9 protein-coding genes are annotated in these 8848 nt (G+C 45.5%); 8 read left to right on the forward strand and 1 reads right to left on the reverse strand.

What is annotated here, in order from left to right:
• The 3 genes from pyrG to AC29Z1_RS09395 all read left to right on the forward strand — a co-directional run.
• Positions 1-872: CTP synthase (pyrG, locus tag AC29Z1_RS09385; RefSeq protein WP_488271199.1), on the forward strand; the 872-nt coding region annotated here is incomplete at its 5' end.
• A gap of 106 nt (positions 873-978) precedes the next feature.
• Positions 979-1905: a signal peptide peptidase SppA gene (gene sppA, locus AC29Z1_RS09390; RefSeq protein WP_488271200.1), complete on the forward strand. Its 927-nt coding sequence runs from the start codon at positions 979-981 to the stop codon at positions 1903-1905.
• 15 nt (positions 1906-1920) lie between these two features.
• Positions 1921-2502, forward strand: a complete 582-nt coding sequence (locus tag AC29Z1_RS09395) for a Yip1 family protein (protein ID WP_488271201.1) — start codon at positions 1921-1923, stop codon at positions 2500-2502.
• 63 nt (positions 2503-2565) lie between these two features.
• Here the strand turns inward: AC29Z1_RS09395 and AC29Z1_RS09400 are convergent, their stop codons facing one another.
• Positions 2566-4311, reverse strand: coding sequence for a DUF6044 family protein (locus tag AC29Z1_RS09400; protein WP_488271202.1), 1746 nt, complete (start codon positions 4309-4311; stop codon positions 2566-2568).
• 212 nt (positions 4312-4523) lie between these two features.
• Here AC29Z1_RS09400 and AC29Z1_RS09405 point away from each other — a divergent pair, with 212 nt between their 5' ends.
• From AC29Z1_RS09405 to AC29Z1_RS09425, 5 genes are all read left to right on the forward strand, one after another.
• A complete protein-coding gene (locus tag AC29Z1_RS09405; RefSeq protein WP_488271203.1) occupies positions 4524-4931 on the forward strand; it encodes a response regulator in 408 nt (135 codons plus the stop codon).
• A gap of 197 nt (positions 4932-5128) precedes the next feature.
• Positions 5129-5767 (forward strand): hypothetical protein, encoded by a 639-nt coding sequence (locus AC29Z1_RS09410; protein WP_488271204.1) that lies wholly within the window; start codon positions 5129-5131, stop codon positions 5765-5767.
• Positions 5768-5855: 88 nt separating this feature from the next.
• Entirely contained in the window at positions 5856-6500 is a 645-nt protein-coding gene (gene fsa / locus AC29Z1_RS09415; protein ID WP_488271205.1) for a fructose-6-phosphate aldolase, read from the forward strand.
• Positions 6501-6677: 177 nt separating this feature from the next.
• Complete coding sequence (glpX, locus tag AC29Z1_RS09420; RefSeq protein ID WP_488271206.1) at positions 6678-7643, forward strand: class II fructose-bisphosphatase; 966 nt, start codon at positions 6678-6680, stop codon at positions 7641-7643.
• A gap of 229 nt (positions 7644-7872) precedes the next feature.
• Positions 7873-8763 (forward strand): peptidoglycan DD-metalloendopeptidase family protein, encoded by an 891-nt coding sequence (locus AC29Z1_RS09425; RefSeq protein WP_488271207.1) that lies wholly within the window; start codon positions 7873-7875, stop codon positions 8761-8763.
• Positions 8764-8848: the final 85 nt, after the last annotated feature.

The following is an 8848-nucleotide window of genomic DNA, read 5'->3' on the forward strand; positions in this document are numbered from 1 at the left end:
CGCTTATGCTGGAAAGTGAGGGCCTGGACCGTATAGTTCTGGAAAAGCTTAATATTGTCGATACCGGAGCAGACATGACGGATTGGCGGCAAATGGTGGACAAGATTATGAACCCTTCGGAAAGTGTACGTATTGCCATTGTAGGCAAATATGTTGCCCTGCAGGATGCCTATATGAGCGTATCCGAGGCGTTGCGTCACGGGGGAATCAGCAATGACGCTGCTATTGAAATAAAGTGGGTTCATGCCGAAGATATTGAAGCTGCTGAAGCAGACATTGATGCCTACTTAGGAGATGTTGACGGTATTTTAGTTCCCGGCGGTTTTGGTGACCGGGGCATTGAAGGCAAAATTAGAGCCATTCGTTATGCGCGTGAAAATAAAATACCCTTCTTAGGTCTTTGTTTGGGCATGCAGTCGGCAGTTATTGAATTTGCCCGCAATGTCTGTGGCCTGAAGGAAGCACACAGCACGGAATTTGATCCTAATACTCCGTATCCTGTTATTGACCTGATGGCCGAACAGGCAACCATAGAAGATAAGGGCGGCACTATGCGGCTGGGGGTATATCCCTGCAAAGTTGCAGAAGGCACCTTAACCTATCAAGCGTATCAAGATGAAATTATTTATGAACGACATCGTCATCGCTTTGAGTTTAACAATGCGTATCGCGAACAATTAGCAGCGGCTGGCTTGGTTATTGCTGGCACGTTACCTAATGGCCGTTTGGTGGAAATTGTTGAGTTAAAAGACCATCCGTGGTTTGTTGGTACCCAATTCCATCCGGAGTTTAAGTCCCGTCCGACAAATCCGCATCCGTTGTTTAGAGATTTTGTTAAGGCATCACTGCGGCATAAGCAGGGTAAACTATAAATGAAGATCTGTTTTTTGACAGAGTTTAACCTAATTCAGTCATTCGATGGATGAGAAGAAAACTGTTGGATCATTTCCAACAGTTTTCGTTTAAGGGGGTAAACATATGTTCAAACGATCAGTTGTCCTCTTTTTCGCAGTTATTATTGGGCTGTCGATGGTAGGTGGCTGTATTGCGTCCAAGGTTAGGCAGAGTAAACTGACCACCAATGATAAGATTGCCATAATCTATGTAGATGGCTTGATTGTCGGTGGCCGCGGGCACGTTGGCCTGTTCACCGAAGATGGCGGGACAGATAACCTCATTCGCCAGCTTCATTCAGCCCGTGATGATGCTGCAGTTAAGGCCGTAGTACTTAGAATTAATAGCCCTGGCGGTACTGTTCCGGCTTCACAGGAAGTAGGCGAAGAGCTTAAAAAACTTCGTGCAGCCGGTAAACCGGTTGTTACCTCGATGGGGGACGTAGCAGCTTCTGGCGGTTACTGGCTGGCTGCCTGTACGGACAAAATTTATGCCAATCCTGGCACGATTACAGGAAGTCTTGGCGTATATATGCCGTATTCCAATTGGGAAGAACTCTATCGAAAAATTGGTATTAAGCAGGAAAAAATTAAGAGCGGTCCGCATAAAGATATCTTATCACCCGATCGACCGCTTACTCCCGAGGAACGGGCCATTATTCAAGTTATGGTTGACGATATGTATAATCAGTTTGTGGAAACCATTGCAGAAGGCCGCGGCATGTCACCAGACAGAGTGCGCCAGTTGGCCGACGGACGGATTTATACGGGGCGGCAAGCCAAAGAATTGGGTCTTGTCGATGAATTAGGTAATATGTATGATGCTATCGACGGTACAGCGGCTATGGTAGGGATTCAGGGCAAACCTGAAATTGTTGAATATGGCAAAAGGAGCCCGCTGGAAGCGCTGCTGGGGGCGCAGAATCGTATTCCTTTTGAGCAGATCCTGTTTACTTATTTTACAAAGCTGCTCTCTTCGGCCGGTATCGCGGCCACACCCCAGGGCTATTAATGGGGGAGAAGAATTATGGGCAATTTTCTTGAAACCATTTATGATGTGCTGTTTAAGCCAACTACTGCCATGCAATATATTGCTGAAAAAAAATTAACCGGGCAAGCGCTCGCCATGTTTACTATTGGTATGCTTGTTCCGGTGTGGGCAGTGTATTCAGGTATTGCCGGTACATCAGGTGCACCGACTTTAGGAATTATGTTTGTATTGCACTTTTTTGGCAGTCTTATTTGCTGGGTGTTTGGTGCATCGATACTTAGTTTCATTGCTGAACTTGCCGGTGGCCGGGGAACGGCCGTAGGCCTGTTTGCCGCGATGGGCTTTTGTCATTTGCCGCGAGTAGCAGTAACGCCGTTGTGGGTGGTTGCCGCTTTACTGCCAAGCGACCTGCAGGTGATAGCTTTTGGCTGTATAGGCCTTTTGGTGGTGCTTTGGACCTTGATGCTGAATGTTGCTGCCATTCGCGGCGCACATGGCTTGTCAGGGACAAGGGCCATACTCGTGTTATTGGCACCTATGCTGGCGATTATTGGTACGATCATCGCCGGGATAGTTTTTCTGGGCTCAAGTTTGCTGCGATTGCCGCTTCTAGGATAGTAGCCCACCAAGCCGAAATGCAAACAAGGCACTAATTCATTCTATGGCGATCGCTTGCAGACATTAGCGGGCCCGGTAGAGGTAAATTTCCCAGGCTGACCAACCGTCATTGAAGCGTTGTAAAAATTCAAGTCCATTTTCCTGATAGTTTGTTATTTCGGCGGCGGATAAAATATATTCGCCGCCTAAGTTTTTAAAAGCCTGGATATCAAGTTCAAGATGGTTAAGCTTAAGGTTATAGGTTCTGCGGACTTGGTAATATTCCAGTTCGGCAGGGAAGATGTAGCAGGTTATACCCCAATAATCAAAATAACGCTGCCAAAATGAATTTTTCTCCAACTCTTTGGCGATAATTTTCCGGAAAGCATGTTTATATTCGAGTGGGTAAATATTAAGCCGCCCATCAAGGGTATAAAAGCCATGATACTGGGGAATGGCTGGATAGATACCGATGCTGGCTATCCGATACTCTGATTTTGGCCGACCGATATAGTCATCAACCTGCTTAAACAGACTGTCGGCAAAAAACTCGCCATAACTTATATTTTCGTACAGCCAGGCGTTCTCCATGACCGAGACGTCTGCGTGTTTTTTTACTGCCAAATGGTATTCGATATGATTGCCAAATAAATATCCAAGTTGCATGATAATCAGAAGTGTGGCAAGCAGCTTGCCGATGGTGCGGATATTGGCAATTACCGACAAACACAAAGCAAACACAGTGTACCATATGAGTGGATGTAACCAATGAAAGCGCTGGATTTGAAAGGTATTGAGAAAGCTGATACCCGATACGGCTGACATAAACCATTCAGAATAGCGCAACCCATAAAAGACAGAGATAGATACAGCCAGTACTAATAGCATTAGGATCTGCTTACATTCACGCTTTTGTCGCCAGCCCCCCATGAGTGCCAGCGGCACAGCAACCAGCAGAATATACTTGTGAAGGCTGACAGCATGGTACTGGCCATTGACCAGGTTTTCCATAATAAGTTTTTTAACGCCGTCCCAATTATGGGCTTGGCCTAAAAGCAGCCGGTTAATTTCTTCCCGGCTGGAAACAAATCCTTCACTGAAAAAGGCATTATAAATGAGCCAAATTTCCGTTATGGTATAAGAACAGGCTAACAGTGCAATAGCTCCCCAAAAGTGGAACCGTTTTATGCGGTTCCGACAAAAATCATAGATAGCAGCAAAGCCAAGAACCGCTAGAATAAATACACCGGCAAGCGGTAATGACGAATAGAGGGCAAAAAGAAGAATAATTAATACATTAATTGTCATTTTTTTGGCATAAAATGCATTTAGCATTGCATAGAATAGTAAGGGCTGACCGGCAATCGACAGACCATAGACGGTGTAAAAGGGGATGGTGGCAAAACAAGTAGCACCTGCCCAGGCGAGCCAAGCCTGACGTTTATCGGTGATAACATACGTTTTTAGCAATAAATACATGCCAAAAAAAGCAATACTATGCACCAGAAGTAAATTGATCAGGTAAGCGCGAAAGGGCGGCAGAATCATATACAGCCAGGTTATTACATTAAGGCCGCTCGGTAAGCAGCTTCGCGGCAACTCGCCCAGCATTTGGTTAACGGTTCCTGTCAGGTCGAAAACTTTACCGCTGTTAACCAAAACAATCCAGGCGGTTATCCAGTCAAGATTATCATTTATGGTAAAATGCGCATTTTGCCGTAAGATGATAAAAGGTGCTAAGTAAGCCGCCAGTATACTGGTGAACAGCAGGGCTGCTTTGTGGTTGGTCAGTAATTCAAACAGTTTACGTAAGCTATTAGTGACTGTCATAATGTACCTCGCTATTACTACATTGCTATTACAAATTCTAGCATACTCTTACTTATATTAAAAATATTTTACGGCAAATAGAAAAAGTTAAGTAAATTTCTATTTTCTTCCAGAAAGCAGCAGGAAATTTTCAATTAATTGCGAATATGGTTATATGAAGAAGAGGCAAAGTGTTATTCTCGAATACGCGGAGAAAGTAAGGTGCAAGCGATATGAGCAATTCCCAAGTGACAATTCTGGTGATTGATGATCAGCCGGGAATCCGGAGATTGCTAACTGAGGTTCTCCAGGACGAAGGGTATAACGTTGTGACAGCCGCCAACGGCTATGAGGGAATACGAATTGCACTCGATGTTAAGCCAGCAGTGATTTTAATGGACATGAAAATGCCGGGTATGGATGGCATTGAGGCTCTGCGGGAGCTTAAGCGTCAGGGGCAGGGTGACCGGGTTATTATGATGACGGCTTATGGTGAGCTGGATATGGTCAACGAAGCCCGGGAAGCAGGTATGCGAGATTATATTACTAAACCGTTTGATATTATGTCTTTGTGCCAAGTTATTGAGGCTAATATTGGTAACGATAGTTTTAGTAATGAACGTCAGCTACTTATAGGTTAGATTCAGAAAGGCCCGGGACAATTTGTGTCCCGGGCTCCTTGTAGTTTGACAACATGTAGCACAAATTTACAATTCTTAACTCCGCAGACGAATTGGGTGAATTTCGGCGCTGAAATAGGCCATGCTGGCAACTTGCCGGTGTCAGGCAGGATTTTTAAGGCTGGTGGCGAAATACATGAAGCAAGGGGGGATATCCATTGGTCATTAGCGCTGTTTCGACTTTGGCGCTGTATTGTTCGCGGTGCGGCAAAATTGAATTGCATAATGTCTCCCGGTTTGCTATCAATAACGCTGCGTGCCAGCTTGCCTGCAACTGTGGCCAAGTACAAGGGTCTATTACCAGCGCGGGCCGTCGTCAGTATTTGTTAGATATTCCTTGTGTGGTATGCGAAACCAACCACTTGATCTTTCTTGACAGCAAACTGTTCAGACAGCCGAAAGCAAGTAAGATATATTGTGCCCAAGCCAATCTTGAGCTTGGCTTTGTCGGCAATCCTGAAGCCATTGCGGAGATCATCGCCAGACATAAACAAGAAGTGGCCAGCCTGGCTTGTGAAATGTACGGTCAATCTGAAGAGGAACAAGGGATAGAAAATTCTCAGATTTTACTGGAGATTTTAAATAAAATTCATGATATTGCTGAGCAGGGCGGGGTATACTGCACTTGTGGCAATACGAATGTTGGCGTGGATGTACTTGTTGATGCTGTTGAGATTTCCTGCGGTCAATGTGATGGGAGGCTGCGAATCCCAGCTAAGGACGAGCGTGACTTAGCTGAGATATCAGCGTTGCATAGTATTGAGTTAGCTCCTCTCAGACGTACCAGCCGTAAATAATGGAGTCAGATATGGCAGTAAAATGAGTCTGTAACACGTAAAGCATGTGTGCATAAAGAATATTGAGAAAAGGGCGTGTGAGTTACCTGTGAAATTTTTCCTGGATACAGCAAATATTAATGAAATCAAAGAGATTTTACCCCTTGGCGTGGTAGCAGGTGTAACTACCAATCCGTCACTGATTGCCAAAGAGAAACAGGATATTAAAGCTGTAATCAAAGAAATTGCTTCATTGGTACCAGGTCCAGTGAGTGCTGAGGTAATTAGTGTAACATTTGAAGAAATGCTGCCGGAAGCGCGGGACTTAGCCAAGCTTGGCGACAATGTGGTGATTAAGGTTCCTATCACGAAAGATGGTTTAAAAACAGTAAGCGCGTTAGCGGCTGAGGGCATAAAAACCAATGTTACCCTAATTTTTTCAGCCAATCAAGCATTGCTTGCTGCTAGAGCCGGAGCTACTTTTGTAAGTCCATTTGTTGGCCGTCTTGATGATATTAGCCAGGACGGTATTACCCTGATTAAAGATATAGCTGATATTTTTGCAATTCATGCAATAGAAACCGAAATTATTGCTGCTAGTATCCGGCATTCCATGCATGTTCATCAAGCCGCACAGGCTGGGGCACATATCGCTACAGTACCGCCCAAAGTCTTATTGTCACTCTTACAGCATCCGTTAACTGATGCCGGGATTAAACGTTTTCTCGAAGACTGGCAAAAAGCCAATATGTAAGTAACAATGTACTACTATGGTGACCAGGACTATAAGGCCATAACCTGCGAAGAAATCGTGGGAGCATATTGCTTGCCTTTTCCTGGCAGCCAAACCCATACTAAGTAAAAAATCGGCTGGCCGGGCGGGGATGCCCGGCATAACTTTTACCGATTATGAATTGAGGAGTGGAGCATTATGGAACGAGAGTTAGCACTGGAGTTTGTGCGAGTTACGGAAGCGGCTGCTGTTGCCTGTGGCCGGTGGATGGGACGTGGGGATAAAATTGCTGCCGACCAGGCAGCCGTGGATGCTATGAGGGCGGCTTTTGATACCGTAAGTATTAGTGGTCGTATAGTTATTGGTGAAGGCGAGATGGACGAGGCCCCGATGCTTTATATTGGTGAAGAAGTCGGACATGGCGGACGGGAAGTCGATATTGCTGTTGATCCGCTGGAAGGCACCAACCTAGTAGCCAAAGGCTTGCCGGGTGCGATTGCTGTTTTGGCCATTGCACCGCGTGGCTGTCTCTTGCATGCGCCTGATATGTATATGGACAAGATTGCTGTTGGTCCTCTGGCTAAGGGTAAAATTGACATTAATGCGCCAGTTAAGGAAAACCTGAAAGCCGTTGCAGCAGCCATGTCACGTAAAGTTGAGGATTTGACGGTTGTAATCCTTGATCGCCCGCGCCATGCCTCGATTATTAAAGAAGCGCGTGATGCCGGGGCACGGATTAAGTTGATTAGTGACGGTGATGTATCGCCGGCTATCAACGCCGCCATCGAAGGAACTGGCATTCATATGCTGCTTGGTATTGGCGGTGCTCCCGAAGGGGTGCTGGCTGCAGCCGCTATTAAATGCTTGGGTGGCGATATGCAGGCAAAATTGTGGCCCGAGAATGAAAGTGATATTGAGCGGGCCAAAAAGATGGGCATTACCGATATTAATAAGGTGTTTACCATTGATGACCTCGTTAAAGGCGATGAAGTTATTTTTGCGGCAACAGCTATTACTCAGGGTGATTTGTTAAATGGAGTGCGCTATTTTGGCGGCGGGGCCCGCACTCATTCCATCGTGATGCGTGCTTCTACTGGTACGATACGATTTGTTGATGCCATTCATAAGTTTGATAAGAAACCGATGTTGATTAAGCGAGCTTAGGGATATATATGATGAAAAAGATTGCTGTATGTTATAATACAGCAATCTTTTTTTGTCCAAGATCTCCCACAAAGAATAATTTTTGTAAAAATGATATACAATATGTAAGTTTTTAGTAAATTTATCCAAGCAATGCATATTTTGTGAGCCAAGTGCTTATGATATTATTGGAAATCATTTGAGTTAACACAAACACTATTAAAATTAGACCAGTAGCGAGGTGATGTATTTGAAGCTGCCGCGAATAAGTTGCAAGCAATGGGCTTGTTTGGGCGGGGTCGCGCTGATGACCGGAGTCTGGATGGCTCCCGGTATACCGCAGACTCAACAGGAGCCGGTTACGGTAACACCACCTACTGCGAAAGAACAAGTGGTGGAACCCCAAAATACCGCTATCCAGCCAAGCCAGCCACTTATTAAGAAATATACGGTAGTCGCTGGAGATACTTTAAGTGGTATTGCTCTACAACATGGCATTGATCTTGATACACTATTGGCAGCAAATCCCGGCATTAGCGATCTTATTTACCCAGGCGATGAATTGGATATTCCTACTAATAACGATAAAGGATTTATCTACCAGGTAATTGCTGGAGATACCTTATGGGATATTGCACATACATATGGTATACAGGTGGAGGAACTCAAGTCGGCCAATAATAAAAGCGACGATCATCTTGCTATTGGCGAAAAAATATTTATACCTGGTGCCCGTTGGGCCAGAGCCGATACGGCAGTGGCGCGGGCTTCGGTTAGCCGGTTTATTTGGCCAACCAGGGGCGAAATATCTTCCCCGTTCGGTTGGCGTTGGGGTAGGCTTCATGCTGGCGTTGACCTGGCCAATGATATTGGCACCCATGTTATGGCCGCTCGGGCTGGGAGAGTCATTTGGGCCGGATGGCGGGGTGGCTATGGCTACACTGTTATGATTGATCATGGCGGCGGTTATATCAGCCTCTACGGCCATCTGAACGATTATTTTGTTGAAAGAGGCCAATATGTAAGAGCAGGTCAACGGATTGCCTCGATGGGCAATACCGGTAATTCGACCGGTCCGCATTTGCATTTTGAAATTCGAAAAGATGGCCAGGCGGTAGACCCGATGGGGCTATTGCCGTAAAAAGATAGAATGCCATGTCACAGACATGGCATCAGGCTGTCGACAAAGTATTGTCGATAGCCTTTTTATTTATTATGATTATCTG

This window comes from Sporomusa sp. (assembly GCF_057736855.1).